Below are 13,701 nucleotides of genomic sequence, written 5' to 3'. Positions count from 1 at the left end.
TGGAGTTTCTAAAACACTATCCTGTAATAACAGGACAGCATTGGTATCATAGAATAAAGTTTTGATGGTTTTCAGCCACCTTTCCTAGTTATTTTGTCGTAGCGACAATGTTATTTTTTCTGAAGTCCTCTAAAGCTTTGACCGCATGTCCATCTTCTACGAGATAGTAGTGCGGATTAGAAGAGTAACTTTTCTTAATAAGATGCTCCCCAAGAATTTTTCTCATTGCAAAAGCTTCATTTTTAGTAATCTGTAAAATAATATTCACATCCTTTGTTTTATTTTCCGCCGTAACGAAATGATAATTGCGGAGAGTAGGATTTGAACCCACGACCTTCAGATTATGACTCTGACGAGCTACCAGACTGCTCCATCCCGCTTGAATAGTGCGCTGAGATTATACGCACAACCGAAAAACTTTACAGGCATTATTAGTTCTCCTGATATCCACCATATATTGCATTCGCACATATATAGTATTTTTCACAACCGCCTTTATTACAGAGTGGCATTTCTCTGTTACCACATAACTACTCTGGTTTCGTTATTCCGTTGACACCGCCGCGCCACAAATTTCCGCTAAGAAAACCGTGCAAACTCCACCAAACATATCAGAGCCTTGCGAGACTCCTCAATGCGTGAATTGTCTTGCGACTTCACGTTTTGGCTGCTTACGTCATATGGAAGTGTAGACTTTCGCTTTATATTTTTAGAAATAATTTGATAATTATTATTCTTCTGATTGGTCAATATACCTGTCCAATTAATCAATCTGAACCAAATTTTAAACGAAAGTTAATTACCGAAGATGCGCTACACTAGAAGCTCCAATTTCTTTTGAAAATCAGAATACTCCACACCTTCATATCTTTTGGTTATCATCCCTACTCGACGTTTGAATAAGCTAATATGGTGTATCACCAGTTCACTTAACCAAATGGATATCGCCTTTACGTGATAAACACTCAGACTATATATCCTCCTAATTCACCGTCGCATCTTCACAAGTTTGCATGAACTATCCTGTTTGCGGCAGAAAAGTATCTCTCAGCAGTTGCCCTTGATTTACCTTGTCGTTCCTTATTTCGTGATGCTATTTCCGCATTGGATTTCCACTTTCTATACCAATACGAAACAATACCTTTTGAGTATTCGGCATGTTAGTTTTGCTTGAATTGACCGCACGAATGCGGCGGCAGCGTGTAAGACTGTCTTTACATAAGTCACCCTATGCTATCACCGTCAAGCCGGTTAGCTCTCCCAGTAAGGCTTGAACTTACGACACGCTGGTTAACAGCCAGCCGCTCTACCAACTGAGCTATAGGAGAAGATTAGTATAAAATAATAGACGCATTGCTTATGCAACACGCCTATCCTGTTTTTGCAACTATAACAGCCAAGTACAAATCTATGAGCCAATTACATAACGCTCTTGAAACTTTCTCTTGGATTTGAACAAACTTTTAGCTTTACGGCTTGAATTTTATACGAAAAGAGATTTGAAAAATGATTTTTAAACTTTGAATTTTAAGCTTTGAGCTTTCAACAATTTGATAAGCAAACTTGCCTTTCGCTTTTAATATTTTGCCCTATTATTATCTAAAATAATATTTCAATATCTCATCCAAAGATCATTTTCACCTACGATACCCGCGTAGGCGGCGGGATGTAAGTTTTAGATTTTCGTTATAGTTGCAAGATATATTCAATTTTAGAAGCTTAATTCAATGAAAGTGGTCGCATTGGACAGTACGAGAGTGGAGTCAATATTACTCTCAAAACCATCAATGTCGGCTTCCAGTGCAGTCATTTTCTCATAAATACCTAACGGATCGATGAACCCAAACTCGTTAGCTTCTCTATACGGCTTTGATAATGCTTCCTGATCCTCTTTGGCAATCTTCTTGGAAGAATCTTTGCCGACCCATGCCTGTAACATCTCGTCAATTTTTGCATCGACTTTTTTGTTCTCAGACTCAACCAGGCGCATAGCAGCGACATAATCCAGTTTCATTTTATTGAGCAGATTCTTCTCATACTGAATGGAATTCTTACGCTCAATACCTTCAGCTCTGGTCATTGTTACGCCATTTACAGTAATCTCAGTAGCAGCATTAGATGCGACGATTGCAGACTTTAATTCATTCCGGTTGACAATCAGGTCTTTGACAGACTGATATTTTGCCTGTGCATTAGCGCGGAAATCATCCTTTGTCTGAACGCCAATTGTAGGAACAGACTTTTTCGCTGCACCGCAAAATGTGGCGGAAGTAATAGCTTTGCTGATTTTGGAATCGTATAACTTTAACTCGTTTAATGCTTCGGTCACTGTGATTTTTCGCATATTCAATCGCTCCTTTTAATCTTATATGAAAATTTTATAATGTTTGTTATTAAGCCCTCATATTTCAGAGGGCTTTTATCAAAAATTAATACAGCTGTTGCATATTTTTATTCCGCATTGCATTAAAGCGGATGAGGTACTTAGGACAAAATCCCTTTCTCCTCATGTGTCAACTTAACTGACTTGTGAAAAATGGCTAAAATAAGCCATTTCTAAGGTGCAAAATTTGTTAAGTGTCCCTAAAAAGTGGCATTTTTAAATATTTATGCACAATTTTTAGAGAAACATTTTAGTAAATTTGAACTATTCACTTCGTAAAGCGTCTTGATAAGAATAGATCTCCGTTTTTTAATTTTAGATTTTATCTTGTATAATCCGCGATATTGCTCAGGAGATATACAAAACGCTCGGTCGATCAACCAACTGAAAAGTCCAAGATATGTTTTAGAAACATAAATTTCGGAAATATCCTGAATCAATTCATCAAATCCAGAACGAATCAGCCAATAATCATCCTTACCGTCTTCGTAAGTGAGAGCATAATGATGTTTGACCAATTCATAAGCATAATTCTCAATCAGTTCCTCAACCTTTTTACAAGTCTTTCGATTCTTTTCCAATTCATATTTCTTAAAGAAATGATCCATCGGAAGAGTGGAGAGAGAAGACCTAAACTGGTCGAGTTTCAGATTGTAAAGATAATTCATGGGGCATTTCAAATCTAGGTTAATATTTTTTTCATTAAAATCCTTCCGAATGATTAACCAAAATGCCGGATACTTATTTTTCTTTACATTCATATCTTTTTTTATTCTACGAATCTCATTGGTTACATCTACATCGAAAAGCCGTTTTGCCGAATCAATGGCAATCTGAGCAAGCACTGAAAGAATGCAAACATATTGACCGTATTTCGGATCATCGAATGTACAATCATAAGTCTGAGCCAACTGAGCAAGGTTACTAGACTCGCCAATATCAAGCTGAGAAGCTGCCAACTTATTATCAAGCGTTGCGAAGTCTTCCATGGTATTATTGTAAATATTGGAATCCTTTGGGATGTTATTTACGATAGTATGATAGTTCTGATAACAGTATTTTGCATGAGCGACAATTTGCGGCTGATTGGTTACATATAAAGCATCTGAATCCTGGTCACTCCCATTATTCCGATCCTGAAAATCTGTACCATTCATATTCACCGCAATAATCTGATCACAGAAATTGAAATACTTCATAAATTTTTCGTCATACACATTATGTAAATGACCCATATTGTACTTGCCGTTAAACGGACTTCTGAACTCCGCAAGATATTCATTGTCAGCAAAACGACTTGTATAACATTGGATTGCTCCCGGCTCAGTAGCAAACGTATCATCGTTGTCAACGACTTCCGGTTTACCCGTTGCACCATACAAAAGCATAGCATAAGGGGAACCAACAATAACGAGATTGTCTGCATTTTGAATCACCTTGCCGCTTTTGAAATTCAGCACATAAGCCATAATGATTGTTTTCTTTCGCTCTCTGAAATAAGAACTCCTTACAAAATCTTTGTTCTGCTCGCACAGGGCAATCAGTGCCTCATAATCATTAGAGAAATTGGTATTCTTGCGTAGGTAATCCAAGAAAAAGTCATCGTCTGATTTCAATCGGTTAATATATTCAACACTCTCAGCACATACTTCCGGCATAATATCTTCTGATAAAGAATTTACCATTTGATAACTCATTCGCTGCACATTACCGAGCTTACTTGGATGCGCTGTCTTCACAATTCCAAACATACAATCATCTTCATAAACCTTTTTACACCAATATTCATAGGACTTATTAAACTTAATCCACTTCATTGCATTATCGGTTGTGATCAGCTCAATATCCTTTACGAAATGCTCATTACCCCACATGTCCTTTACTGTTGCAGTATAGTAAGTTTCTCCAAAATATTCCCGGAAGAATAACTGAATATTGGTATTAAACGCTGCCATTTTACAAAAATGATGTCGCAACAAGATGTACCCATGACCAAAAGCCGGGAAGATAGAAGAGTCAATAAGTGCTTGGCCATCAAACATCGTATTCTTCAGTTTGTAATTCTGAATGAGCTTCGTAATACAATGCTTATTTTCGTCTGTCTCAACCGAAATAATATCCGTATTAAAATACCGATCCACATCTTTTAAAACCAAAATATTTTTCGGATTGATTCTGACATTGGCAATAGTTCCACTGCAAATGAGAGAGGAGTATGCACTGACGCCAACAATATCAGCGTTCTTATCTGGCAGCTTAATACCCATGCGAATGTAGTTCAAAGACTTTTTAAAAAGCTTGTCTCTGATGAACATACAGGTTCCTTTTTTTGCTTTACCTGTGCTTCTATAAAGCATTTTATAATGAATAGTCTCTTTTTTGATGGTTTCACCGGAACGCTTTCTAGTAATATATTCCACATCAACGCCGTGAGTGTAAAAATAAGTTCTAATATCATCAGCCGATAATTCTTTGTACTCGCTTTTATGCTGTACCGCAAAATTGTAAAGTTCCATAATCTTATGTTTCTTATTTTGCTGCACACGAATCTGATGTTTGTTTTTTAAGCTAATAGCTTTTTTATAATCAACGCGGGCTTTCCTGGCAATTTTTCTAATATGCTCAATCTCAGCTTCATAGGATCGTGTTCCGAAATTGAATTCCAGACAAATAATATCCCTAGTTGATTCACCTTTCCAATCCTTCATGCCGTTTTTACAAATAAAATCCTTGAATCGGTTATTCACAAACATGGCATCCTTATAATCATAATGATCTCTGAGTCCGCAATTATATTCATATAAAGTAGCAGCCTCGATATTTTTAATTTTTAATCCAAACTCACTAATTGTAATTCACCTCTTTTATTATCACTGACAATAGTCAATAGAAATTCCACCAGATTTCAGCTTTTACCACTTACCCCTAGCAACTCTCCACAAAGAGCAGTAGAAGCCGAAATTGAGGTAAAATTCATTTGCTAATATCGTAAAACTTGACATAAGAATGTCATTCGGTTCCGCCGTCGGAATTCTGTTCTGCGTTTTTCTTCGCACGTATTTCCGCCATTTTTGCGGCAAAGGCAGCTCTCTCTTCATCAGAATATTCACGCTTTGGTGCTTGTCTTGGATAAGAAACCTTAATCCATTTAAGCGGAATCTTGCAGCAAACGCTCCCGTCTGGATTCTCATAGAATGAACCAAATTCATCCTTGTGTTTCTCATACAAGTCCTTTACTTTATTGATGTGCAATCTGTTTGTAAATGTACACAAACAGCTTCTTTCGCCGCTTAACCATTCGATGCAATTCTCGTTGTTTTTCTCAAAGTTCTTATCGATCACAGCTAAGCCACCTCATTTCCGGAAGACTTCTTAGCAAGTTCATCTCGTTCCAGGATGTCTCCGCCAAGATCACAGCATTTATATGTAAATTCAAAACGCTCAATATAATAATCAAACATTTCTTTCTCGCACATCATCTCAATGACTCTGCCAACATCACTGCGCACATGATCCCTATTGGATGTAATTAACTGGGTATCAATTTTTTGCCCGCCAATAGAAAACATGTCGTCAATATCCCGGCGTTTCAGCCAAATGGAAAGTTCAAATTTTTCTTTGTTAGGAATGTATTTATAGAAAGCAAGAGCAGAGTAGCCGCTATTTTCATATTTTCCGGTTAATTCGTATTCAACTGCCTGTCCCCAATATTTGTTATTCATAATTCAAAGTCCTCCTTATTATCTAATCCATGATGCCATTTTCAGCGTTCCATTAGAACAACCACGATTGAATCTTTCTGCTTTAGCAATACGTTCAGCCGATTCTTCCAATGTCATAAATAGGAAGTCACTTGCTTTAATATATCCGCCGTAGCTGTTCTGATATTTATGGTTTCTTGATTCGATTTTTACTGTCGTGTTCATAATTCATAGTCTCCTTAAAATTTAAAATATTCATTTTGGTCACTCCTTTACTGTGAGTGGGTGATTTGTTACTAATAGATGATTCTCCAAAAGGAAAATTATTTTCCTTATTTTAATTTCTCGAATTTGGTTACTCCGTAGATTTCTAGCATTTTGCAAAGTGCCCACTCAATTTCCTGTTGATAACCCTCTTTATTGAGTACATAAATATTCGGTACATTACGAGGTGGCTTGTTGAGATCGGGTTGAACGCTGCCAACTTCCTTTTTAATAAGAAGAGGTTTCTGATTTCCGTCTGGTGAAATGAGATAGTTGATGCACTGGTTGATAGTATCTTTTGACATTGCAAGTTCTTCTGCCATGCTATCAATACTTCTCCAAAATGCTTCTGGTTTTGTCTCGGGATTAAACATTACTTCCATACCTTTTTCATCTCGTGGTCGAATATAAATGTAGGAATTAATATAAAGAAATGCCATTAATAGACTCTCTTTACTGATACTAGATTCGCTCATCATAATAGTATTGAGCTGAGAAGATGAGATCTTGCAGAAATTAATTACGGCATCGAAATTTTCCGGAATAATTTTTATTTCAATTCCCGTGTCGTAATTCAGTGAATCCAAATCCTGTTTAATTTCAATCATCTTATTGTTAATCATGTATTCGAGAACATCTAATATTTCTCCAAATGCTTTCGGTTTATGTCGGCAAGTTTTATATCCGTAAAAATCCAGAACTTTCCGAATGGTAATCCAACTGAAATCCTCATAGGAACGATATCTGTCTATGAGGATATAAGTTATATAAAACTTCCGGCTGATTCCGAATTTGGTTTTAATATTGCCCTGGACATATTGGTTAGGAAAACGAGTGAAGTATTCTTTTTTATCCATAAAGATTAATTGCTCCTTGCATATATAATTTTGGTTTGCTCTTTCATGTTCTCTAATTGCAATCTAATTCTTGATAACATTTCTTGATCATATTTGCCGAAACCAATATTTTTTGGATTGTAGAATGAGACACATTGATACAACTTATCTGTAATTTGGAGATACCTAAACTGTCCCTTTGCGATCCCGGCTATGTTACCAAAGCATTCATACAATCTTTTCTCTGTAATATATTTATTCTCTAAATCAAATTGCATAGTGATAATATGGGTATATTTGGAAGAAGGAGTTTCCCTGTGAACACATTTAATTTGGAATAACGAGTCATTAACTTTGAATGGTTTACTATTCTTTCCAAAATAAAAATCTCTAATCAATGTGTTGGCATCGAGAAATTCAGTCGATGATTCCTTTAATAACAATTTGCGATCTTTCCATACTGGAAGTTGATTCACAACATCTGATACTTTGACCTCAAAAAAGTTTACAACGTGTTTTGAAATCTCATTGTAGTAAGAATAAAGTTCCGCCCAGAGTTTTGGATGTGTATTGAAGATTTCAATAGCAAGGTAGCCTTTATTGGTTTCAGCTAAAATATCCACCACAATAGACTTATTCCAGGTCATGTTGAATTTTTGCTTTAAGTCAACCTCTGTTTCAAAATCCGTAATTGTTAAAATTTCACCACAAGATAAAATTTTCATGCCTTTGCAAATTAAATTTTCTTTATAGTGTTTGTGTAAAAATGATTCCATAATAGTCCTCCTTATTTTTCTGCGAGCGTTCAGCAAACAACACATTTTGGACACCAAATTTTTCAAGTGTGGTTCAGCAAACTACACATTTGTGCATGTCAACTGAACGGAAAGAAGATATACAACATTAAACAAAACAAACGATTAGGTTTCGCGAATTTCGCTCAACCTCTGTCGGGGCTAAAGCCCCTCTCTTAAAATCTTTTCTCTCTTTCCAATCTGAAAAATTTTTTCTTTCTGAAAAATTGCAAAATGTTCATTTGGATACATATCAGATATACCTAAAAATACTTTCTCCAAAATAAATTCCTTTTCTCTGAAAGTGGGGTAGTTATATGTTTGTGTTTTCTGCCAAGTGTTAACTACCCCGCCTATAGGCTTATGCGTTGAATACTGATTTTCTCTGCATTGGCTTTTCTTCTAAGTGATGTGTTTCTAAGATAAAATCAATCATTTCTGTAAAAAGATTTCTCACAGAGATATTTTTCTCAATTGCATCTAGTGTGAAGCATGTTTCTAATCCATGCTCTGCACAGTAATCATCTGCCAACTGATTCAGGTCAATGTTTGGGTACATGTTGCCGAATTCTATGTATAACTCTCGGTATAGGTCTTTATTGGTTGGCAAGTTGAAATGTTTTTTAAAATCTGATACTTTGGCATCATCTTGGAAGTCCAATATGAGAACTTCTTCTTTGGCAAAGACTTTCTAATCTGTGTTTGTTCCTGGCGGAGCTGAGTTACATCTTGCTGAAGGGTAGTGAGAATTTCTAAAATCTTTTTCTGATCAGGAGAGTAAAGTTCACCTTTGCGGTATTTGGATACGTTATCCCATGTCCAGTCCATGAATAAGTCGGCTTTCTTTTGCCTGGACCAACGACAGATTTCCATAATTCCTCTTTCTGTGTAATAGACACGTTCCTGTTCTTCACTTTTGGAGAGGGTATCCCCAGTTTGGGGGGTGACCTGGTTTAATTCTCAAACAGAATTTTTCTAATCTGTCCTGGTGTGTTAAATGAATCTTCTGAATAGCTTTAATAGGATTTGCATATTCCAATGCCTGACCAATCTGTTCTTTGGTGAGTAAAATATCATCTGAATTATCCTTGTAAAAATTGCAGGACAAATCTCCAAATGATTCAGTTATGATTAATGTGAGTGTCTGGCTGCTATTTGTGACTGATGATAATTTTGTGTTTTCTTTCTTATTGGTTAATCTCATTGTGGTATCTCCTTTATGGTTAAATTTTGATTGTTGAGTTTCTGATATATATTTCTCCAAAGTGAAATTTATTTTTGCGCAAATAAAAAAGAGAGCATTAAGCTCTCTTATTGGATTTCTATTTTCTTAGAATGTTTTTTCTATTGTCTTACCCAAAATTATTTGCTAACGCAAATACCGCCCCTAAATCAAAGGGGCTACTTTTTAACTCTGCGAGTTACCAAATTTTTAATCAAAATTTAATGCCAACAATTCACCGAGAAATTTTTGCCGATTTTCGATTTTTGTTGTTTAGGTGAACAGTTGGTAGGGTAAACGTGTTTGACGGCAAATTGGGTGAAAGTTTGCTTATTGGAATAAGAAAAGTTGAGGTATATGTGATGTGTGGTGGGAGAGTGTTGGTGAATGTGGATAGATTAATGAAAGAGTGATCAAGTGATAGATGTAATCTAAGATATACTGATGAGTTGGCATCGAAATTTTAAAATAGGGTCAAATTTTTATTTTGAAGTTCATTTTGTGTAAAAATTGATGTGTTTTATAGTGGTAAATTTGCCGAGCTAATTTTAGAAGATTTGTAGAAGTGCTTGATTTTACTGGATATTTAAAAGGTAAGGGTAGTTTTAGACGGTCGAGTTCGGTGCGATGTAAAATATACCCCGGTGGTAGGGTGAGAAAACGTAGGAATTACTTGACTTTTTCGAGGTTGGAATGGTTGATTGGAGTGGAAGAGATGATGAAGATTTTAAAAAATTTTGACCGAGTTCGTGAGATCCTTGTTTTTACTGGGTTTTAAGCTGATTTTTAGAATTTTCAGTCATTTTTGGTGAGTTGGAATGTCGAAAAAGCAAGGAAATACTAAGGGTTTACGAACTCATTCTCGAACTTATTTTGGGGAATTAGGTGGTCGAAAATTGGAAGTAGGGTGGGAGTGGAACAGATAAGCTCTTTTTATCGCCGCCGGACTGGTCTGGAAATGTAAACCATGCCCCCGTGTCCAGGTGGGGCGGTATCCGGTGGGAGATCTGTTTTTTGGTATCTATCAATAGTATAGTATTGATAGGCCGCTGACCATTAAAACCCTTGTAAATACACGGTATTTTCCCATTTTACCGTAGCTTCTCCGGTGCGAGATCAGTAGACAAGCATACATGAAATCAGACTTTCTTGCGGTGCTGCATGATCTGGTAATTGTCATAGGGTAAAGTCAACTTTAGGTATTATGGTATTCGACACTATATAAAGCGGTGTATAACACTATGTTATACGTTGTTATACGCTGCATAACATAAAGTTATGTTTAGGTTCGCAAAACTAGAATACGTTCTAGTATGCGTTCTAGTTTCAAGCTGTCCTATAAATTTCCCACCTATTTCTCCCACTTCACCAATATTTTTACCGTTTTCACGCACACTCACCCACTTTGTTACGATATGTCCTATATTTTTCCCACCTGACACCCACTTTATCATGTACAAATTGTCATAACACCAAACACAACTATCCAATTTGCCGCGGCAACATACAAAACAAACTAAATTGTCACTCAATATTATCTCTGCTCAATTTTTCCTCGATTGCTTTATGTGCGTACTTTTTGCCGTGTCCTTTACCCATAGCTTAGCATCTCTTTATAATCTGGTAGTATGTCGATCAGTCCTTTTGATCCTTTGGCACTATGTGAATAATAACATCATAATCCATAACATCACATATCCTTTTCAGATCTGCAAAACCAAATTGTTTCTTATTAATCAACTTTTGATATAATTGTGGTGACATTTCTAATTTTTCCGCTATCTGTTTACCAGTCCAACCGTTTTCTTTTTGTATCCTTTTCAGCTCTGATATAAGTGTTTCATTGTCCGTATAAATCATATTGCAATCACTCACTTTCTTGTTTTTTATTCTAACATATTCGCTTTTTACTGTCAAAAAAATTAAAAAATAACCAAAAAAGGTAACAAAACAGTTGACAAATAAACCAAAATGGTTTATAATAAAGCCATAAGATAAAGAAAGAAAAACAAGGCAACACAATATTAAGTCCTTGCAAGTTTCGAAGTCTTTGCAAAAGAAAAGGCAGCTACATCAAATAGCCGCCAATTCAAAACGGAATCATTAGAAAAATGATATACCGCCCTAGCAAGTTGAGTATATCAAATTTCTAAAAGGTTGTCAATCGGCAACGTGATTCCCTTAACGATACAAAGTAAATATTGATTCCGGTTGACACACTTTTGAAGTCGATCGCTCATAAAAATAGATGCTGTGACGGGCAGCGATAACAAAGCCGATTCCACTAGCAAAAACGTGCAAAGCGCAAAGGTTAGTATAAAAAAGTGTGGTAGCACACAACAGCATTGAACGGACTAATATTTTAAAGGGGCTTGAAAAAGTCCCTTTTTATTAGCTTTACAATGCAAGCAAAAAGCTTTTCTAGGTATATGCAAAAGGTTCTTGCTTCTTTTCGGGCAAAAGCGTAAATCCCAGGCGGTTGCAAGTAGTAGAAAAGAGTAAGAAAGATATGCTTCCCTGTCCTAGATTTTCGGCGGCAACGATAGACGATTGTTTCCGACACGCAAAAGGAAAGTCCGCAAGGGTAAGTAATGGAGCGTGAAAGAGTTCAGAAATGTCTGAATTGCTTAATGTTGCTTGCATGAATGGTTAATAAAAAGAGAAAGAAAAAGGAGCGTGGGCTTTATGAAATGGTACTTGTTAGGCTTAGGTATGGTAACTCAGATTTTCAATACGCGTGATGAGGGTGTTAAATACTGGAACAGCCATAGCGGCTATGACGTTCTTGTTCCAGTGCCGACCGTGTAAGAAAGGAGTATACATATTATGAGTATGTTTTTAGTTTGCATTTGCTGTCTGTCTGGCGGCTATATGATGAGAGTAGCACAAGAAATCATGAAAGGCGGTAAACACAGTGAAAACAGATAAAAGGTTCATCACCTATGAGCAGCCGCTTAAATGTCGTATCTTTTCTTTTTGCCAGATGCAAGAAGTATATAGAGATTTGGCAGACAAGAAAGAATATCCTAGCTTTCCAATATGGTTTATGGATATGATTGGAAGCGGTGTATTTGAGGAGGTGCAAGCGTAATGAAAATGAATATAGCTATTATCCTTGCGGCTCTAGTAGTCGCTTTTTTTATTGGCAGAGAAAACCCAACATCAAACTATCTCAACATGGAAACGGTCAACGGTTGGGAATCAACCGAAACCGGTTTGATGTTATACACGGTTGACGGTAGCGGATATTACTTTGAAAAGTAAAATACATAGACAATCATGGGGCGGCGGTAAAGTTGCCCCTTTTTAATAAGGAAAGGAAAGAAAATATGTTAAAGACAAACAGCAAAAAAGTACATGAGAATGTAAAAAAATATATCCTTGCTAACTTTGATCCTTGCAATTCAGAGGAGTTTGCAGCACTGGAAAACACAAACGACATTAAAGCCGCTTGTAACGCAATTTATAACACTTTTAAGGCAGAAAAAGCCCCTGTTGGCGCATATGCTACTATGACAGAGCGGGAACGCTTTATTGACTGGTGCAGCGGTTTACCGTCAATCTTAGATACGTGTTATTACTATAACCGTTCTGCCATTGATGATTTAGCGAAAATTTTAGAAGAGACAGAAGAGGAAAGCAAAGGTTATGGCGAATCTCAAGCGGAGGATCTTATTTCTTATTTGCTTTATCATGAGATCAAAAAGAACCTGTAAACAGACCATAAAGCGGATCATTTCAAGCAAATTTTCCGCTTTTTTCTTTACAAAAATACATAAAAAGGAGATTAAAAACATGAAAAAATATGCAGAAATTTTAGCAGAGATCAGCGCAACTTATGAGAAAAAACAGGCGGCAGACAAGGAAATCGAAACGCTTTCAGAACCGTTAAAAGGTCTTTCATTCCGTGAAAAATTGGAGAAAAACGGAACTATACAGCGTTTAAGTGACTTAAACTTACAGATTAAAGACATGGATTTAACTATGCTTTACTTGCGCAACAATGCAAAAATTGCAGCGTTCAACAAATTTGTTCCGGTGATTCTGGAAGTCTGGAATAAATATGCTGGTAAAGTATATGGACCAAAGACAAAAGACAAGATTCGCAATGAAATAAAAGAGCGTTGTAACTGCTCTTTTTATATTGACAATGGTTTTTGTGTTACTCCATTAGATGCAAATTTGCGTAATACAAGCTATGGCTTTGTATGTGGCACAAAATACGAAAACGGAACGCACACACAGATGTGTGTTGATAATAAAATTCAGCCGTTGGATTTTTCAGATCTGGAATTATATTACATCAAAAAAGATTATGTCGAGAATATTCCGGAAGCCATTGTAGAGATCCGAAAACTGGAAGCGGAAGCAGCGGAAAAACAGGAAGAATTAAAAGCCATTTGCGAAAAATTCAACGCTATGACGGTTGAGGGTATCGGCACAATGTCTCATTATCATTACATTTACAGGCGTTTATAAATCACAGGTCAAATAAGCGGAT

The 13,701-nt window shown here is 36.4% G+C and carries 15 protein-coding genes and 2 tRNA genes; 4 read left to right on the top strand and 13 right to left on the bottom strand.

Going from position 1 to position 13,701, the window contains the following annotated elements; genetic code table 11:
• Positions 1 to 88 precede the first annotated feature (88 nt).
• The 13 genes from DWZ40_RS19790 to DWZ40_RS08970 form a co-directional block, all read right to left on the bottom strand.
• The gene (locus DWZ40_RS19790) at positions 89 to 331 is read right to left on the bottom strand and encodes a hypothetical protein (protein WP_118542722.1); all 243 of its coding nucleotides are present in this window, start codon (positions 329 to 331) and stop codon (positions 89 to 91) included.
• Positions 307 to 379: transfer RNA gene (locus tag DWZ40_RS09030), tRNA-Met, on the bottom strand. Before DWZ40_RS09030 ends, DWZ40_RS19790 begins: the two co-directional genes overlap by 25 nt.
• 876 nt (positions 380 to 1,255) lie before the next feature.
• Positions 1,256 to 1,328: transfer RNA gene (locus tag DWZ40_RS09025), tRNA-Asn, on the bottom strand.
• A gap of 383 nt (positions 1,329 to 1,711) precedes the next feature.
• Positions 1,712 to 2,344 (bottom strand): hypothetical protein, encoded by a 633-nt coding sequence (locus tag DWZ40_RS09020; RefSeq protein WP_118542721.1) that lies wholly within the window; start codon positions 2,342 to 2,344, stop codon positions 1,712 to 1,714.
• A 263-nt stretch (positions 2,345 to 2,607) separates the two neighbouring features.
• Positions 2,608 to 5,130, bottom strand: coding sequence for a hypothetical protein (locus DWZ40_RS09015; protein ID WP_347560067.1), 2,523 nt, complete (start codon positions 5,128 to 5,130; stop codon positions 2,608 to 2,610).
• A 262-nt stretch (positions 5,131 to 5,392) separates the two neighbouring features.
• The gene (locus DWZ40_RS09010) at positions 5,393 to 5,725 is read right to left on the bottom strand and encodes a hypothetical protein (RefSeq protein WP_118542719.1); all 333 of its coding nucleotides are present in this window, start codon (positions 5,723 to 5,725) and stop codon (positions 5,393 to 5,395) included.
• Positions 5,726 to 5,727: 2 nt separating this feature from the next.
• On the bottom strand, positions 5,728 to 6,105 hold the full coding sequence (locus tag DWZ40_RS09005) for a hypothetical protein (RefSeq protein WP_118542718.1): 378 nt from the start codon (positions 6,103 to 6,105) through the stop codon (positions 5,728 to 5,730).
• An 18-nt stretch (positions 6,106 to 6,123) separates the two neighbouring features.
• Positions 6,124 to 6,309 carry a hypothetical protein gene (locus tag DWZ40_RS09000; protein ID WP_118542717.1) on the bottom strand — a complete coding sequence of 62 codons (186 nt, stop codon included), beginning with the start codon at positions 6,307 to 6,309 and terminating at the stop codon, positions 6,124 to 6,126.
• Between the two features lie 107 nt (positions 6,310 to 6,416).
• On the bottom strand, positions 6,417 to 7,205 hold the full coding sequence (locus tag DWZ40_RS08995; RefSeq protein WP_243035285.1) for a hypothetical protein: 789 nt from the start codon (positions 7,203 to 7,205) through the stop codon (positions 6,417 to 6,419).
• Positions 7,206 to 7,210: 5 nt separating this feature from the next.
• Positions 7,211 to 7,960: a hypothetical protein gene (locus DWZ40_RS08990; RefSeq protein WP_118542716.1), complete on the bottom strand. Its 750-nt coding sequence runs from the start codon at positions 7,958 to 7,960 to the stop codon at positions 7,211 to 7,213.
• 379 nt (positions 7,961 to 8,339) lie between these two features.
• Positions 8,340 to 8,510, bottom strand: a complete 171-nt coding sequence (locus DWZ40_RS19785) for a hypothetical protein (RefSeq protein ID WP_207664498.1) — start codon at positions 8,508 to 8,510, stop codon at positions 8,340 to 8,342.
• A gap of 378 nt (positions 8,511 to 8,888) precedes the next feature.
• Positions 8,889 to 9,182, bottom strand: coding sequence for a hypothetical protein (locus DWZ40_RS08975; protein WP_118542713.1), 294 nt, complete (start codon positions 9,180 to 9,182; stop codon positions 8,889 to 8,891).
• A gap of 1,653 nt (positions 9,183 to 10,835) precedes the next feature.
• On the bottom strand, positions 10,836 to 11,117 hold the full coding sequence (locus DWZ40_RS08970; protein WP_207664497.1) for a helix-turn-helix transcriptional regulator: 282 nt from the start codon (positions 11,115 to 11,117) through the stop codon (positions 10,836 to 10,838).
• A 997-nt stretch (positions 11,118 to 12,114) separates the two neighbouring features.
• On the opposite strand from DWZ40_RS08970, the gene DWZ40_RS19510 reads away from it, so the two are divergent.
• From DWZ40_RS19510 to DWZ40_RS08960, 4 genes are all read left to right on the top strand, one after another.
• On the top strand, positions 12,115 to 12,291 hold the full coding sequence (locus DWZ40_RS19510) for a hypothetical protein (protein WP_182431687.1): 177 nt from the start codon (positions 12,115 to 12,117) through the stop codon (positions 12,289 to 12,291).
• On the top strand, positions 12,291 to 12,464 hold the full coding sequence (locus DWZ40_RS19505) for a hypothetical protein (protein WP_182431686.1): 174 nt from the start codon (positions 12,291 to 12,293) through the stop codon (positions 12,462 to 12,464). The genes DWZ40_RS19510 and DWZ40_RS19505 overlap by 1 nt, the downstream gene beginning before the upstream one ends.
• Before the next feature lie 65 nt (positions 12,465 to 12,529).
• Positions 12,530 to 12,916, top strand: coding sequence for a hypothetical protein (locus DWZ40_RS08965; protein ID WP_118542711.1), 387 nt, complete (start codon positions 12,530 to 12,532; stop codon positions 12,914 to 12,916).
• 79 nt (positions 12,917 to 12,995) lie between these two features.
• Complete coding sequence (locus tag DWZ40_RS08960; RefSeq protein ID WP_147354170.1) at positions 12,996 to 13,679, top strand: hypothetical protein; 684 nt, start codon at positions 12,996 to 12,998, stop codon at positions 13,677 to 13,679.
• The last annotated feature ends 22 nt before the right edge of the window (positions 13,680 to 13,701 follow it).

This window comes from Clostridium sp. AF32-12BH, from assembly GCF_003477935.1.
Taxonomy (GTDB): Bacteria; Bacillota; Clostridia; order Lachnospirales; family Lachnospiraceae; genus Brotaphodocola.
The sequence above is the reverse complement of the archived record's forward strand: the minus strand, read 5'-3'. Positions and strand labels throughout refer to the sequence as shown.

What these genes read in the sequence shown, in the direction of transcription:
- DWZ40_RS09020 (WP_118542721.1), bottom strand. Translation starts at nt 2,344, where the DNA reads ATGCGAAAAATCACAGTGACCGAAGCATTAAACGAGTTAAAGTTATAC.
- DWZ40_RS09005 (WP_118542718.1), bottom strand. Translation starts at nt 6,105, where the DNA reads ATGAATAACAAATATTGGGGACAGGCAGTTGAATACGAATTAACCGGA.
- DWZ40_RS09000 (WP_118542717.1), bottom strand. Translation starts at nt 6,309, where the DNA reads ATGAACACGACAGTAAAAATCGAATCAAGAAACCATAAATATCAGAAC.
- DWZ40_RS08995 (WP_243035285.1), bottom strand. Translation starts at nt 7,205, where the DNA reads ATGGATAAAAAAGAATACTTCACTCGTTTTCCTAACCAATATGTCCAG.
- DWZ40_RS08990 (WP_118542716.1), bottom strand. Translation starts at nt 7,960, where the DNA reads ATGGAATCATTTTTACACAAACACTATAAAGAAAATTTAATTTGCAAA.
- DWZ40_RS08975 (WP_118542713.1), bottom strand. Translation starts at nt 9,182, where the DNA reads ATGAGATTAACCAATAAGAAAGAAAACACAAAATTATCATCAGTCACA.
- DWZ40_RS19505 (WP_182431686.1), top strand. Translation starts at nt 12,291, where the DNA reads ATGAAAATGAATATAGCTATTATCCTTGCGGCTCTAGTAGTCGCTTTT.
- DWZ40_RS08965 (WP_118542711.1), top strand. Translation starts at nt 12,530, where the DNA reads ATGTTAAAGACAAACAGCAAAAAAGTACATGAGAATGTAAAAAAATAT.
- DWZ40_RS08960 (WP_147354170.1), top strand. Translation starts at nt 12,996, where the DNA reads ATGAAAAAATATGCAGAAATTTTAGCAGAGATCAGCGCAACTTATGAG.